This window comes from Pandoraea apista (assembly GCF_001465595.2).
GTDB classification, from domain to species: Bacteria; Pseudomonadota; Gammaproteobacteria; order Burkholderiales; family Burkholderiaceae; genus Pandoraea; species Pandoraea apista.
Window position 1 is genome coordinate 4,355,160 of record NZ_CP013481.2, and the last position, 15,100, is coordinate 4,370,259.

Here is a 15,100-nt window from a genome sequence, read left to right on the forward strand (position 1 = left end):
AGCCTCGCAGAAAAACGGAACCGCGACGCGTTCGTCAGAACGTGTAGTCGAGCGTTGCGGCGACCTGATAGTTGGTCTTGTTGAATACGATGGGGCTCTTCGACGCATTGCCCGTGTAGCGCATGACGCCGCCAGCCACCGTGGTGCTCCAGTGCTTGGTGAATTTGTGAGTCCAGTTCGCGGTCAGGCTCACCCCGTACAAGCCGCCACCTGCCGCGTATTGGCGATAGCCCGAATTCAGACTCTGATCGGCGGTCACACCGAAATAGGTCTGTGCATACTTACCGCTGGCAAAGTGCGCTGTGGCGCCCACGCCGACCGAGTCCGCGGCCGACTTGAAAAGCACGCTGTCCACGGCGAAGCGGTATACGTTGCCGCGATCGCGATTGGACAGCGGCACATCCGTCGCCACACTCACCACGGCCAGATCGCCAATGGCGTAACCGGCTTGCAGCGTGGTGAAGACCGAGCCCTTGATGTCGCCCATGCCGCGCAACTTGTCCGAGCCGGAGTCAAGCCCCTTGGCCCGGTCTTTACGTCCGCCGTCGTACGAGAGCGCCGCCGATACGAAGAAGCCCGCAGGCAATTGAAGTCGATAGCCGATGCCGCCCAGACCGACAAACACGCCATAGGGCGTTTGCAGTGCGAGGTTCAGGGCCGGCGTGGCGCGATATTCGTCACTGCCCATGTAGCGCGGCGAGTAGCCGACACCACCGCCGATCGTGAATTCATAGCCGCTTTCCGGTGCGTTCGTCGGCAGACTCTGGTCAGGCTGAATGCCACTGTAGCGGGCGGGCTCGACGGCAAATGCGTGCGAGGCGGCACCGGCCAGCAGCAAGCCTGCGGCACTGGCCGCGAGGCGGGGAAAATGACGAATGCGGTGGGGATAGCGTGAGTCGCGGCTTTTCATGGCACTCCTACAAGTACGAGGCGTTTCTATTGTTGGGGAATTGCGACCTGCGGATGGATCGCAAGGTGAACGCATGGTAGGCGGGAAGCGAGCGCGTAGCTGTTACCTGATTTAGGAGAGTTGTGAACAAATGTTTTCATTTGTTCGCAGGTTTAAAACGCCCGCCCGGCGTGGGCTTCGGGGCATTAGAATGCGCATCACGGGAGTGCCGCCCACCGTGTGCGGCACGGCACAACAGGAAAGGAATACGGCCATGTACCGTGTCTTGCTTGTCGAAGACGATGCGCGGCTGGCTGCGCTTGTCACGGAATACCTGCACGCCTATCGCTTTGAAGTGATGGTCGTTGCGAATGGCGCACGCGCGCTGGATCGCTTTCGCGCGTTTTCGCCCGATATCGTGGTGCTCGATCTGATGCTGCCCGGCATGGACGGCATGGAAATCTGCCGCCAGTTGCGCGCAGTGAGCGCCACGCCGATTCTCATTCTCACGGCGCGCGAAGACACTTACGATCAGGTCGCCGGTCTGGAGGTCGGCGCTGACGATTACGTCGTGAAGCCGGTCGAGCCGCGCCTGTTGCTCGCGCGGCTGCGGGCGCTGTTACGGCGTGCCATACCGAGCGCCGACGCGGAAGTCGCGGGCGACGACGGGCTGGCGTTCGGCCTGTTGCGCATTGTGCCGCGCGATCGCATGGTGTTCTGGCGCGGCGCGCCCGTTGAATTGAAGTCCAACGAGTTCAGCCTGCTGCTGATTCTGGCGCGCGGCGCCGGGCGCGTGGTCACGCGCGACGAAATCCTGCAACAGTTGCGCGGCATCGAGTTCGACGGTATCGACCGTACGGTCGATGTGGGCATTTACCGCCTGCGCAAACGCTTCGAGGACACCGACGGTGAACCGCAACGTATCAAAACCGTCTGGGGACGCGGCTATCTGTTCAGCCCGTCGGCCTGGGAGAGCTGAGCCATGTTTCGCGTTCTTTTGAAGTTGTACCTGCTGGTCGGCATCTCGCTGGTGGCCGCCATTCTTCTGATTCAGCACACCTTCGGCTATCTGTTCTACGACCTCATGAACCGCTCCACGCAAACGCAGTTGGGCGCGTACGTGTGGCTCATCAACGAATCCCTCGGAAAAATCCCCGAGTCGAAGTGGCCCGCGTTCATCGCAGAATTCCAGAGCAAGGGCAAAGACAAGATGGAGATCGTGCCGCTCAAGGGCTTCAAGCTCGAACGCGAATATACGCGGCCGCAACTGGAAGCCGGGCTGCCGATCGTGAACGATACTCAGGGCGAGCACATCGCCGTTCGATTGCGCGATTCCGACTGGGTGCTCGCCTACGAGAGCGCCACCGACCTGAATGTGAAGCAGATCAACTACCTCGCCTACGCGCTGCTGGCACTGCTCATGCTGATTGGCGTGCTGACCTGGGTTCGATGGTATTGGACCGATTTGCAGTCGCTCAATCGCGCCGCGATTCGCTTTGGCGAGGGCGACTTCAACTCGCGGGCGAAGGTCTCTCGCTTCTCGAATCTCGGCTCGCTGGTGCACGTTTTCAATACGATGGCCGAACGTATCGATCGCTCCATCAAGGCACAGAAAGACATGATCAACGCGGTGTCGCATGAATTGCGAACACCGATCGCACGCCTCGATTTCGGACTGGAAATTCTTCAGCAGCGCCGCCATGAAAGCGACGCCTTTGAGCGCATCAATGCGCTCAAAGGCGACATACGCGAACTCGACGAACTGGTCACCGAACTACTGTCGCTCGCGCGTCTGGACCAGATCAGCGTGCCGCCTGCGCGTCACGCCGTCTCGCTGCGCCTGATGTTCGATAGCCTTGCGGCGAATTGCACCGAGGCGCTCGCCGCGCGTTCGATTGCGCTCGACATTGCCGCTGAACCCGGTGCAGATTGCGTCGAAGTCGAACCCAAGCTGCTCGCGCGCGCCGTGCAGAACCTGCTCAACAACGCGATGCGGCATACAGCGCGACGCATTGTCTGCGGGGCGAAAACGTGTGAGGGTGGCGGCGTCATGATCTACGTGGACGACGACGGCGAGGGTGTACCCGTGCCTGAGCGGGTCCGCATCTTCGAGCCCTTCCACCGGCTCGATAGCAGTCGCAACCGCGCGACCGGCGGCTTCGGTCTCGGGCTTGCCATCGTGCGGCGTATTGCGCTGCTGCATGGCGGGCACGTCGGCGTCGACACGTCGCCGCTGGGCGGCGCGCGCTTCACCATCACGCTCCCGGGCACCGCCACGGGCTGACACCGGGCGCCCCTCAGGCACACCACGACCGACTCCCCCCTTGCGGCCGGCGAACGATTCGCCGGCCGTTTGCATTGCAGTGTCTCTTTTCGGATAGCGCCGGATGCCTTCGGATGACGATGCATTGTCATGCGCACGACATGTTGGCCGCTTACATTGGCAGCTCAATTTAATCCCAAAGAGGACCTTGTAATGAAACCCAGTTTCCGCATTGCGGCGGCGGGGTGCTGCCTGGCGTTCGCCAGCAGCCTGCCCATGCCCGCTCTGGCCCAGTCTAACGTTCAGCTCTACGGGCTGATCGACTCGGGCGTCGAATTCCTCACCAATGCCGACAAGAATGCCGCCGGCAACACCGTCAACCTGACACGCTTCACCTCGGGCAACCTCGCCGGTTCGCGCTGGGGCATCAAGGGCACCGAAGACCTCGGTGGTGGCAACAAGGCCCTGTTCCTGCTCGAAAACGGCTTCAACCTCGGCAACGGTCAGTCGCTTCAGGGCGGCCGCGAGTTCGGGCGTCTGGCCTACGTCGGCCTGTCGAACAGCTCGTTCGGCACCTTCACAATCGGCCGTCAGGGCGGTGTGTTCCTTGACTGGGTGAGCAAGTTCAACCCGCTCAACAATGCCGTGTACGCCATCAAGATGCAGGACACGGCGTTCTCCGACCGTCTCGACAACAGCCTGCGCTATACCGGCAAGCTCGGCGCGTTCGAAGGCATGGTCCAGTACTCGAAGGGGTACGACGACGTGAGCTTCGGCAGCGCCACGCCGGGCGACAATCGCCGTGCCCAGGTTATCGACGCCGGCGTGCGTTACGCCAACGGCCCGCTGTCGTTCGTGATCGCCTACGACCAGAAGAACGGCGGCTCGACGCTGCCCAATGCGGCCATGACCTCGAAGGTCGGCGGCTATGAAGGCAACATCGATCGCCGTATCGCCGCCGCTGTGCAGTACTCGCTGCAAAGTGTGGATCTGTACGTGGGTTATCGCTACCTGAATGCCAAGGCGATCCACCTCTCGGCCCTGAACAAGAGCCCGGTGGAAGCGTCGAGCTACTACTGGCTGGGTACGACGTGGCATGCCACGCCGGCACTCGACCTGTCGGCAACGGCGATGTACCAGGACTTCTACGGCACGAACCGCGACCCGCTGTCGTTCCAGGTCAGCGCCGACTACAACTTCTCGAAGCGTACCGATGTCTACGTCAACCTCGGCTATGTCGTGAACCGCAACGGGTCCGACCTCGGGCTGAACGGTTTCGGCACCAACGTGGTTGCCGGCAAGAACCAGTTCGGTACGATGGCCGGCATCAAGCACACGTTCTGATGACGAGCGACACTCGCGCTTCGCAGGGCGGTGTGTCGTCGGGCGTGTCGCTGTCGCTGCGCGCGTTACACCAGACATTCGGTGCAACGCGCGTACTCGACGGTATCGACCTCGATGTTCCGGCCGGTACCACGACCGCCCTGCTCGGCCCCTCGGGCTGCGGCAAGAGCACCCTGCTCAAATTGCTCGCCGGCCTGCTCGCCCCCACCGGGGGCGAAATCCGTTTCGACGACACGGTCGTTGCCAGCGACAGCGTTTGCCATGCCCCCGAGCGACGCTCGCTCGGCATGGTGTTCCAGGACTACGCGCTGTGGCCGCACATGAGTGTGGCTGCGAACGTGGCGTTTCCGCTCGAGATGCGAGGTATCAAACGCGCAGAACGTGGCGAACGTGTCGAAGAGGCGCTCTCGTTGGTCGGTCTGGCCGGGCTCGGCGCACGCCGTCCGCAGGCGCTCTCGGGCGGCCAGCAGCAACGCGTTGCCCTCGCACGCGCGATCGTCTCGGCCCCGCGTCTGTTGCTGTTCGACGAACCGCTCTCCAACCTCGACCGCGATCTTCGCACGCGCTTGTGCGCCGATATCGGCGCACTGCTCTCGCGTCTCGGCACCACCGCCGTCTATGTCACCCACGACCGTGACGAAGCCGAGGCGCTGGCCGATCAGATCGTGATCCTCGCCCACGGGCGCGTTGACAAACGTATTACGAGGTAGCTCATAATGTTCCACCGCAAAATTATCGCGACACTCACCATGGCCTTTGCTGCAAGCGCCGGCGTGCAACACGCGCATGCGCTGACCGTCTATACCGCCGGCCCCGGCAACCTGAGCAAAAAACTTGCTGCGGGTTTCGAGAAGAAGACCGGTATCAAAGTCGATGTATTTCAAGCCACGACCGGCAAGGTGATGGCGCGCATCGAGGCTGAACAGGCCAACCCGCGCGCCGACGTCCTCATCTCGGCTTCGTGGGACACTGCGCAGGATCTCGAAAAGCGCGGCTGGCTCGCTCCCGTTCAAAGCGCCAATGCCGCACGCGTGCCCGCGCCGTTCAAGACGCCGCATTACGTGGCGCAAGGTCTCTCGGCGCTCGGCATCGTGTGGAACGCCAAGTCGGGCACGCCCGAACCCCATGACTGGCGCGACCTGACCAAGCCGGCCTATCGCAATCTCGTGACGATGCCGGATCCGGCGCTCTCGGGCGCCTCGGCGGATCTGTTGCTGGGTCTGCAAGCGCGTCTGGGCGGTGAAGCGTGGAAACTCTTCGACGACCTCAGGCACAACGGCATGGTGGTCTCGGGCCCGAACGCGCAGGCGCTCAATCCGGTGCTGCAAGGCGCAAAGGCTGCCGTGTTCGGCGCGGTCGATTACGTTGCCTACGCGGCGGCGGCAAACGGCGAAGCGGTAAAGGTCATCTTCCCGACGAGCGGCACGGTCATCGCACCGCGTCCGATGATGATTCTGAACACGTCGAAGCAGCAAAACGAAGCGCGCCAGTTCATCGACTACGTGCTCTCGGAAGAAGGTCAGCAGATGGTGGCCGAGGCGTGGCTGATCCCCGCGAGAGAGGACATCGCGATCAAGCGCGCCTCGTTCAAGGATCTGCGTCTGTTGCCGCAGGGCGACGCACAATCGTCGAGCGCTTCGCGCGCCGAAGTCCTGGCACGTTTCGCCAAACTCAACGGCCAGCACTAACGGTGAAATCGTTCCGACTACTCCCCGCGGCGACGGTTGCAGCCCTCGCCGTCGTGGTGGCGTTGCCGGTCGCGTTCGTGCTGTTGCAGGCGGTCTTTCCGCACCTCGCGCAGGGCTCGTTCGCCGAGCCCTTCTCCGCTGTCTGGCCCACGCTGTCGCATGACAGCACGTTGCCGCTGGTGACCAACACGTTGCGGTTGGGACTCTCGGTGGCGCTGGGTACGGCAATCGTCGGCGGTGCGCTTGGCGCGGTACGCGGTCTGTTTCATGTACCGGGCGCCCGGCTCTGGGATCTGTGCTTCCTGTTGCCGTTTCTCGTGCCGCCGTATCTCGCGGCACTCGGCTGGATGCTGTTGCTGCAAACGGGCGGTTACGCCCAGCAGCTGGCCGGGCTCGATGCCGGACAGTTCCTGTTCTCGCTACCGGGCCTCGTCTTCGTGATGACGCTCAATATCTTCCCCGTCGTGTATTTCGCCGTCTCTCGCGCGCTGGCCACCACGGGCTCGCGTCTGGCCGATGTCGCGCGCGTGCATGGGGCCTCGGCATGGCGTGCGTTCGTGCGCGTGACCTTGCCGCTGGCACTGCCTGCATTCGCCGCCAGTCTGCTGCTGGCGTTCACGATGGCCATCGAGGAATTCGGTGCGCCCGCCGCACTCGGCGCGCGAGCCGGTTTCTCCGTGCTGGTGACGTCCATCGAAGGCCGCTTTGCCGACTGGCCGATCGATCTGCCGGGCGCGTCGATCCTGTCGGTCATGCTGGCGGTGATCGCGTTGTTCGCCTTCGTGTTGCAGCACCGGTTGGCGGCAGGCAAGGACTTCGAGACACAGACGGGCAAGCCGGTGGCCTCGCCGCCGCGTGCGCTGGGTCGGTGGCAAGTGCCAGTGCTGTGTGGCTTCGGCCTCGTTGCCCTGTTGGCTACGGCCGCACCGCTGTTCTCGATTCTGGCCACGGCGTTCTCGGGCACCCTCTCGGGCGGCCTGTCTTTCGCCAATCTGACGACGGCGCACTTCGCGGCGCTGCTCGGTCAGGGCGCAGAGGGGATCGAGGCGCTGGCGACAAGCTTGTCGCTGGCGTTGGGTACATCGCTCGTGACCGGGGTACTGGGGTTTTTGTGTGCGTGGTGTGTCGTGAAGTCGACGATGCGCGGACGTGTTCTGATCGACGGCTTGTCGTTGCTACCGCACGCGTTGCCGGGCATCGTTGTCGGCGTGGGCCTGATCCTCGCGTGGAACCTGCCGTTCTGGCCGGCGACACCGTACAACACATGGGGCATTCTGCTGCTGTCGTATAGCTGCCTGCTGCTGCCCTACCCGGTGCGATACACGAGCGCCGCCTTACGTCAGACAGCCGCCTCGCTCGAAGCCGCCGCACGCGTACACGGTGCACCCGCCAGTGTGGCGCTGCGCCGCATCACGCTGCCGCTTGTGATGCCGGCCCTTGGCGCGTCGCTGATGATCGTGTTCGCCATCGCCTCGCGCGAATTGGTCACCTCGTTGCTGCTGGCCCCCAGCGGCGTGCAGACGGTCTCGATCTTCGTGTGGCGTCAGTTCGAGCAAGGCTCCATCGGGCAAGGCATGGCGATGGGAGTCGTGTCGATGACGGTAAGCGGCATCCTGCTCGCGCTGGCGTCGAAGCTCAACGGCAAACCGGCGAACGGCTAACGCCATCCGTTCGCGCCCGGCTCAACCTGTTGCCAGGGTCCGGGCGCGACGTTCTCTCCCACATCGCCACCACGCGCATGCCGCTCAGAACGGCATGCGCACCAACTCTTCCACCGCGCCTACCACCTTGTCGCGCGTGCGCATCAGCATGGAAAACGACAGGTCGGCCTGCGCGCTTGCCAGCATCGCACCGGTCAGATCGTTGCTCTTGCCCAGATCGACGGCCTTCATACGGTCGCCCGCGTCGCGCTGAGCGGCATCGACCCCGCGCAGCATCGCGCTGAAATCGGGCTTGCCCGAGGGGCCTGCCAGTGCAGGCTCGGCCTCGCGCACACCAGCGGCCATATTCAGTTCGCGTTGCGTCGCTTGCATGCGACGCATTTCAGTCATCAGCGACTGTTCCATCGAGACAGGCATTCGGATCTCCGTAACGTGTTTGAACGTGTGCCTGCCTAGCCCGCAGCGGCACCGGTATGACTCCGCACTTTACGCACACCCGCCCCCCTCGTGATTGGGCAATCCCCCAAAGGGTACGGAGTTGAGTGATTCCCCATCAACAAGGGCGATCGACGCCTTTAGGATGCGAACTTCCCTCCGCGCAGAAGCGCTGCGAACCGTCTACTTATCACATGAACACTATGCACGCGCCTATGCCCGGCGCGATCCGGGCACTCGATCCGTGCCGGCTCGGACAGCCGACGCAGCTCCTCGATCCTCTGACCGAGCGGCTGCGCTCGCGTCTCGATGTCCAATTGCCGCAGCACGTCCGTCATCGCCATGCTATGGCGTGGCGTGTCGCCGCCATGTCGGTGAGCGCCAACGCTCCGGACACGGCTGATGTCGTCGTGCAGCGTTTTCGGGTCGATGGTCATTGCATTGATGTGGCGCTGGACGCCGGCCTGCTGCGCGACGCCTTCCGTCTGCGCTACGACGCGGACGACTTCGTCGGGCCGCCCGCCAGACACGCGGCGCCGCCTGCGGCGACGTACGAACGCTTTGTCACCCGCTTTGCGAGGCAAATGCTCGACGCCCTGCGCCATGCCGTGTCGTCCGAGATGGCCCCGGCTCCGGCCGATGTCGAGACGATCGACCTCGATCCGCGACTGACGCCGGCGTCGCTGTGGATCGGCGCGCGCATTGCGGATCGCGCCGGTAACACTCCGCTGGGCACCGTCACGTTCCGGCTCGCCGCAGAAGACGCACGCCGCTGGCTCACGATGCTGGGCCCCAACACGAGCGAACGCGCCGCACAACACACCCGGCCCGCGTGCGATATCGCCACGATTCCGGTACGTCTGAGCGCGCATTGGCTCGATATCGACCTGTCGCTCGGCGCCCTGCTCGACGCGCAACCGGGCGACGTACTGCCCGTGCGTTTCGTGCAACGCGCCCTCGTCTGCGTAGATAACGCCCCGCTGATGAGCGCCGACATCATCGAGCGCGACGCGCACTTGTGCCTCACGCACTTCCAAACCCTTGAGTAAGATGCCCATGACCACGCAACTCCCCCACGATCCCGCCGGCCAGACGCCGGGCACGGCCGACACGCCCGACCTGCGCCCGGACGCGCACTTCGACGATCTGCCTGCGCTGGACGATCTCTCGCAAGATCTCTCCGGCGACTGGCTCGGCAAGGTCGGCGACCCCACCACGGCGTCGGCCCCTGCGTCGCAAGCCGGCACGGCGCCAGTACCGCTGGCCATGCGTGAGACATTGCGCCGCGTGCCGGTGAAACTCACGCTCGAGGTCGGTGCGACGCGCCTCACGCTCGGTGAACTTGCCGCCCTGCGCGCCGACGACGTGCTAAGCCTCGATCGCGCCGCAGGTGCCCCGCTCGCCGTGCTGGTCAACGGCGTGCCGGTGGGTCTCGCCGAGGTGGTGGCCTCCGGCACGCAATACGGACTGAAGATCCTCACGCTCGATGCGCTCGAGCTGGATCGTCTGGCGCAATGAAAGCTGCGCTACAGTTCTTGCGCCAGCGGCTGGTGCGCACGCTCGGGTCGCACAGCTTTCCGTTGTGCGCCTCGGAGACCTTCGTTCTCATGATTCTGGCGATCGGCCTCGCCCTGTTCGCCACGGGCGCGCGCGCCGACGAGGCCAGCGACCTGATGCGCCTGCGCTCACAGGGCGGCACCACCGATTTCACCGTCAAGACCCAGTTGCTCATTCTGATGACGCTGCTGGGCCTGCTGCCCATGATGCTGATGGTGATGACGACGTTCGTGCGTTTCGCCATCATTCTTGCGCTGCTGCGCCAGGCGCTCGGTCTTCAACAGGGGCTGCCCGCGCGTGTGCTGACCGGCATGGCGCTGTTACTCAGCCTGCTCGTCATGCGTCCGGTGGGCGAGGCGATCTGGACACAGGCAGTGGTGCCTTACGACGAAAACCGGATCACGCTGACTGAAGCGATCCGTGCCGGCGAAGCACCGCTCTCGCGCTTCATGCTCGCGCAGACCCGTCAGTCGTCGCTCGACCTGATGGCTCGCCTGACCGGCGAGACCGACGTTGCCGAGCCGCAAGCGCACAGTTTTCTGGTGAAAGCGTCGGCCTTCCTGCTGAGCGAACTCAAAACGGCGTTTCAAGTCGGCGCCATGCTCTTCGTGCCGTTTCTCGTGATCGATCTGGTCGTGGCCTCGGTGCTCATGGCGATGGGCATGATGATGCTCTCGCCTCTGGTCGTCTCCCTGCCGCTCAAGCTCTTGCTGTTCGTCCTGATCGACGGCTGGACGCTCACCGTCAGCACGTTGGTTTCCAGCGTGCAGGCCGTCTGAGGAGAACGCCATGCTGACCAGCGATATTGCCATCGACATCGGACTCGACGCCCTTCGGCTCGTCATCGTCATCGTGCTCGTGCTGATCGTGCCGAGCCTCGTGATGGGGCTGGTCGTGGCGCTGTTTCAGGCAGCCACACAGATCAACGAACAGACGCTGTCGTTCCTGCCGCGCCTGATCGTCACACTGATTACGCTCGGGCTCGCCGCCCCGTGGCTCGCGGGCATGCTCACCGATTTCGCCGCCGAGACCTTCGCCCGCGCGGCCACCCTCGCCGGTTAGCGCCGCGCGCCACGACGCCGCCGCCTGACAAACGATCATGCCGTTTCCTCTCCCCTTTGCCGCGTGGCCCGGCCTCGAAGGCTGGCTCGCCCAGTGGCCCGCCCAGCTCGTGATGCTGTGGTGGCCGTTCTGCCGTTTCATCGCGGCACTGAGCATGCTGCCGCTCGTTGGCGAAGGCGTGGTGCCCATGCGCTGGCGTGTGCTGATGTCGCTGGTGCTCAGCCTTGCGCTCTGGCCGGTGTTCGCGCAAAGCGGCGTGCCGTCGACCGATCCGTTCTCGCTCGCCGGCGTTGCACTCGCCGCAGAACAGGCGATCATCGGTGCGTGCCTTGGTCTGGCGTTCTTTATCGTGCGCAGCCTGCTCACGCTCGTGGGGTATTTGTGCGCGTCGCAAATGGGACTGGCCATGGCCGCCATGAACGACCCGATGAACGGTGAGGCCAGCGAGCCGGTGTCATTGCTCATGGTCTGTCTCGGCACGTTGCTCTTCTTCGTCGCCGATGCCCATCTGATCGCGGTGTCGATCGTGGCCCGCAGCTTCGAGGTCTGGCCCATCGGCGGCGGGTTGCCGCTCACCGATCTGGCCGGCCTGCTGCGTGCGCTTGGCTGGACACTGGCCGCCGCGATCACGCTGGCGTTGCCGGTCGTGCTCACGACCTTCATCGTGCAATTCGGTCTCGGGTTGCTCAATCGCGCCGCACCGGCCCTGAATCTGTTTTCGCTGGGCTTTGCCGTGACGACGCTCGTCGGGCTGGTCGTGCTCTCGGCAGTCGTCCCGGCGCTGCCGGCCCATTACCTGACGCTGACCGAACGAGTCCTCGACTCGCTCGGCCCCGTCGCACGACCGAAATGAGCGCATGACAACCCAGGACACCGGCGACAAGTCAGAAGCCGCCTCCCATCAGAAGCTGCGCCGCGCCCGTGAGCAGGGGCAGGTGGCGCGCTCGCGCGACACCGCCACCGCGGTGGGCATCATGGCCAGTGTGGCCGTGCTCGCGATCTCGGCACCCGTGCAGCTCGACGAGTTTCGCTCGCTCTACGCAGCGGCATTCGCCGATCTCGCCGGGATCGGCTTCGACGACGCGTGGACGGCCCTGCTGCCCGCAGCGATGTGGCTGCTCGTCAAACTTGTCGCCCCCCTGGCGGCCATTCCGCTGTGCATCAGCGTGGCCGCCATGCTGCCCGGCGGTTACGTCTTCAGCACGACGCTGCTCAAACCGAAATGGCAACGTCTGTCGCCCAAGTCGAACCTTGGGCGGCTGGTTTCGATGAAGCACTATGCACAGGTCGGAACCGCCATTCTCAAGGTCGCACTGGTGGTGACGGTGCTGGTCCTTGCGCTGCGCACACGCTGGGACGACCTGCTCGCGTTGCAGGCGAGCGCGCCTGGCGAGGCGATCACCGTAGGGTTATGGCTATTGCGCGACGCCGTGCTCATGTTGGGCGGCGCGTTCGTTGCGTTCGCGCTGCTCGATCTTCCGTTGCAACGCTTCCTCTTCATGCGCGAGCAGCGCATGACCAAACAGGAAGTGAAGAACGAACACAAGCAGACCGAGGGGCGCCCCGAAGTGAAGCAACGCATTCGCCAGATCCAGCGTCGCATGGCCGAGCGCAGCTTGCGCCGCACGGTGCCCACGGCCGACGTGGTGATCGTCAACCCGGCGCACTACGCCATTGCGCTCAAGTACGACACCGGACGTGCGCAAGCGCCGTATGTCGTGGCGCGCGGCCTCGACGAAATGGCCGGCGTGATGCGCCAGATCGCCCGCGAACACAAGATCGACGTGGTGAGCTCTCCACCGCTCGCACGTGCGCTGTACCACACAAGTCAGGTCAACCAGCAGATTCCCGGTGTCCTTTACGACGCGGTCGCGGTGATTCTGGCCTACGTCCTGCAACTGCGCGCCTGGCGTACCGGCGAGCGCGCGACCCAACCCGAGCGTCCGGATACCCCCGCCGTACCGGCAACGCTCTCCGATCCCCCTTCCACGCGACCGACTCCCTGAACTTATGAGCCGACTACTGACCGATCTTCGGCGTCACAAATTTCTGACGCCGCTCCTCGTCTTCGCCATCCTCGCGATGGTGATGCTGCCGTTGCCGCCGCTGCTGCTCGACACGCTCTTCACGTTCAACATCGTGCTCTCGATGGTCGTGATTCTGGTGAGCCTGTCGGTAAGGCGACCGCTCGACTTCTCCGTCTTCCCGACCGTCATTCTCGCCACGACGCTCATGCGTCTGACGTTGAATGTTGCCTCGACACGCGTGGTGCTGCTCAACGGCAACGAAGGCACCCACGCCGCAGGGAGCGTGATCGAATCGTTCGGCAACGTGGTCATCGGCGGCAACTTCGTCGTGGGCCTCGTGGTGTTCGTGATCCTGATGATCATCAACTTCGTGGTGGTCACCAAGGGGGCGGAACGTATCTCCGAGGTCTCGGCACGATTCACGCTCGACGCCCTGCCCGGCAAGCAGATGGCCATCGATGCCGATCTCAATGCCGGCCTCATCAATCAGGAAGCCGCACAGACTCGTCGGCGCGAGGTCGGCTCGGAAGCCGACTTCTACGGCGCGATGGACGGGGCTTCAAAATTCGTGCGTGGCGACGCCATTGCCAGCATCCTGATCCTGCTCATCAACCTGATTGGCGGCGCAGCCATCGGCGTGACGATGCACGACATGAGCGCGGGCGACGCGTTCCGCCAGTATTCGCTGCTGACCATCGGCGACGGGCTGGTCGCACAGATTCCGGCACTGCTGCTCTCATCGGCCGCGGCCATCATCGTGACGCGCGTATCCGACGCAGGCGACTTCGAGAAGCAGGTCGGCAGCCAGTTGCTGGCTTCGCCATCGGTACTGTGGAGCGTGGCGGTGTTGATGTTCGTCCTCGCGGTGATTCCGGGCATGCCGACGCTGCCGTTTCTGGCGTTCGCGGCCGTCATGGCATTCGTGGCATGGCGCGTGAGCCAGCGGCGTGCACCCGACGAAGCGGACAACACCGACGCCCTCGAAGCGGCACTGACGGCACACGAACCGCCCGCGCTCACATGGCACCAACTGCCATTCGTCTCGCCAGTGACAGTCAGTCTCGGCTACCAGATCGTGGGCCTCGTAGACAAACGCGAAGGGGCGCCACTCGTGCAACGGCTCTACGGCATGCGGCAAACGCTTTCGCAGGCGATGGGCTTCGTCGTGCCTGCGGTCAGGCTCGATACGGGCCTCGGACTCGGGGCGAGCGAATATGCCATCGACATAGGCGGCGTGCGTGTCGCGAGCGCCACCTTGCCGCACGACCGGCTCATGGCGATTTCCGCGCCCGATTGCTACGGCGAACTCGACGGCATGCCGGCCATCGATCCGTCATTCGGCATGCCCGTCGTGTGGATCGAGCCCGAGCGGCGCGCCCATGCGCTGGGGCTGGGTTATCAGATCGTCGACCCGGCGGGCGTGATCGCCACGCATGTTCAGGAAGCGATGAAAGCCCATCTGGCGGACTTGTTCACCTATCAGGATGTCACGTCGCTTGGCGAACGGCTGCGAGAACTCTCGCCATCGCTTGCCGATGCGTTGGACAAGGCGCTCACGCATCAACAGCAACTGACAGTCATTCGTCTGCTGCTCGCGGAAGCTGTGTCGTTGCAGGATATCGACGTGCTGGCCACGGCGCTGGTCAACGCATCTACCGTGAGCAAAGAGCCGCTGATGCTGGCCGCCGAGGCCCGCAGCGCGCTCAAGCGACGGCTGGTTCATGGGCTGATCGGCGACGAGCCGACGCTGCATGTCTACCAGCTCACGACGGACCTGGAGAATTTGTTGCTGGGTGCCTATACGGCCGCGCAACAGGCGGGCAAGTCGACCGCCGATGCCTTCCCGCTCGACCCACAATTGCTCGAGCAGTTGCAATCGCACATGCCTCAGGCCCGCGAGAATATGAAGCAAACGGGCCGCGCGCCGATCCTGCTTGTCATGCCGCAGTTGCGTCCCCTACTCTCGCGCTACGCCCGGATGTTCGCGAGCGGTCTGCACGTACTCTCGTATAACGAGGTGCCGCAGACGAAAGAGATCGAAGTGGCGGGAACGTTGGGATAGCGAGGGCGATGAGCAATTCGGTAGACCCGACGGCCTGCTTCACGGTGTCGGGGATCGGGCGCCCCTAAGAAAAAAAGAGCCAACGGCATGACACCGTTGGCTCTTTTCAGAC

15 protein-coding genes are annotated in these 15,100 nt (G+C 64.1%); 13 read left to right on the top strand and 2 right to left on the bottom strand.

The features are described 5' to 3' along the window. Positions 1 to 34: 34 nt before the first annotated feature. The gene (locus tag AT395_RS19625; RefSeq protein WP_048628919.1) at positions 35 to 910 is read right to left on the bottom strand and encodes a MipA/OmpV family protein; all 876 of its coding nucleotides are present in this window, start codon (positions 908 to 910) and stop codon (positions 35 to 37) included. Between the two features lie 253 nt (positions 911 to 1,163). On the opposite strand from AT395_RS19625, the gene AT395_RS19630 reads away from it, so the two are divergent. From AT395_RS19630 to AT395_RS19655, 6 genes are all read left to right on the top strand, one after another. Further along, positions 1,164 to 1,868: a response regulator gene (locus AT395_RS19630; protein WP_042114849.1), complete on the top strand. Its 705-nt coding sequence runs from the start codon at positions 1,164 to 1,166 to the stop codon at positions 1,866 to 1,868. Between the two features lie 3 nt (positions 1,869 to 1,871). After that, positions 1,872 to 3,173 carry an ATP-binding protein gene (locus AT395_RS19635; RefSeq protein ID WP_048628918.1) on the top strand — a complete coding sequence of 434 codons (1,302 nt, stop codon included), beginning with the start codon at positions 1,872 to 1,874 and terminating at the stop codon, positions 3,171 to 3,173. Positions 3,174 to 3,365: 192 nt separating this feature from the next. Further along, the gene (locus AT395_RS19640; RefSeq protein WP_042114846.1) at positions 3,366 to 4,496 is read left to right on the top strand and encodes a porin; all 1,131 of its coding nucleotides are present in this window, start codon (positions 3,366 to 3,368) and stop codon (positions 4,494 to 4,496) included. Further along, positions 4,496 to 5,206, top strand: a complete 711-nt coding sequence (locus AT395_RS19645; protein WP_082117807.1) for an ABC transporter ATP-binding protein — start codon at positions 4,496 to 4,498, stop codon at positions 5,204 to 5,206. The genes AT395_RS19640 and AT395_RS19645 overlap by 1 nt, the downstream gene beginning before the upstream one ends. 6 nt (positions 5,207 to 5,212) lie before the next feature. Continuing rightward, positions 5,213 to 6,184 carry an ABC transporter substrate-binding protein gene (locus tag AT395_RS19650; protein WP_042114845.1) on the top strand — a complete coding sequence of 324 codons (972 nt, stop codon included), beginning with the start codon at positions 5,213 to 5,215 and terminating at the stop codon, positions 6,182 to 6,184. Positions 6,185 to 6,186: 2 nt separating this feature from the next. Beyond that, entirely contained in the window at positions 6,187 to 7,845 is a 1,659-nt protein-coding gene (locus AT395_RS19655; RefSeq protein WP_042114844.1) for an ABC transporter permease, read from the top strand. A gap of 84 nt (positions 7,846 to 7,929) precedes the next feature. Here AT395_RS19655 and fliE read toward each other — a convergent pair whose 3' ends face one another. Beyond that, positions 7,930 to 8,262, bottom strand: a complete 333-nt coding sequence (fliE, locus tag AT395_RS19660; protein ID WP_053086365.1) for a flagellar hook-basal body complex protein FliE — start codon at positions 8,260 to 8,262, stop codon at positions 7,930 to 7,932. A gap of 212 nt (positions 8,263 to 8,474) precedes the next feature. On the opposite strand from fliE, the gene AT395_RS19665 reads away from it, so the two are divergent. The 7 genes from AT395_RS19665 to AT395_RS19695 all read left to right on the top strand — a co-directional run bounded on the left by AT395_RS19665 (position 8,475) and on the right by AT395_RS19695 (position 14,988). Continuing rightward, a complete protein-coding gene (locus AT395_RS19665) occupies positions 8,475 to 9,329 on the top strand; it encodes a hypothetical protein (protein WP_125347603.1) in 855 nt (284 codons plus the stop codon). A 7-nt stretch (positions 9,330 to 9,336) separates the two neighbouring features. Further along, positions 9,337 to 9,798 (top strand): FliM/FliN family flagellar motor switch protein, encoded by a 462-nt coding sequence (locus AT395_RS19670; RefSeq protein WP_162597722.1) that lies wholly within the window; start codon positions 9,337 to 9,339, stop codon positions 9,796 to 9,798. A gap of 89 nt (positions 9,799 to 9,887) precedes the next feature. Then, entirely contained in the window at positions 9,888 to 10,616 is a 729-nt protein-coding gene (locus tag AT395_RS19675; RefSeq protein ID WP_042118037.1) for a flagellar type III secretion system pore protein FliP, read from the top strand. Between the two features lie 10 nt (positions 10,617 to 10,626). After that, positions 10,627 to 10,899 carry a flagellar biosynthetic protein FliQ gene (locus AT395_RS19680; protein WP_048628916.1) on the top strand — a complete coding sequence of 91 codons (273 nt, stop codon included), beginning with the start codon at positions 10,627 to 10,629 and terminating at the stop codon, positions 10,897 to 10,899. 37 nt (positions 10,900 to 10,936) lie between these two features. Beyond that, entirely contained in the window at positions 10,937 to 11,752 is an 816-nt protein-coding gene (locus AT395_RS19685; protein ID WP_224787508.1) for a flagellar biosynthetic protein FliR, read from the top strand. Between the two features lie 4 nt (positions 11,753 to 11,756). Continuing rightward, entirely contained in the window at positions 11,757 to 12,905 is a 1,149-nt protein-coding gene (gene flhB, locus AT395_RS19690; RefSeq protein WP_058375241.1) for a flagellar type III secretion system protein FlhB, read from the top strand. A gap of 4 nt (positions 12,906 to 12,909) precedes the next feature. After that, positions 12,910 to 14,988, top strand: a complete 2,079-nt coding sequence (locus AT395_RS19695) for a flagellar biosynthesis protein FlhA (protein ID WP_048628914.1) — start codon at positions 12,910 to 12,912, stop codon at positions 14,986 to 14,988. The last annotated feature ends 112 nt before the right edge of the window (positions 14,989 to 15,100 follow it).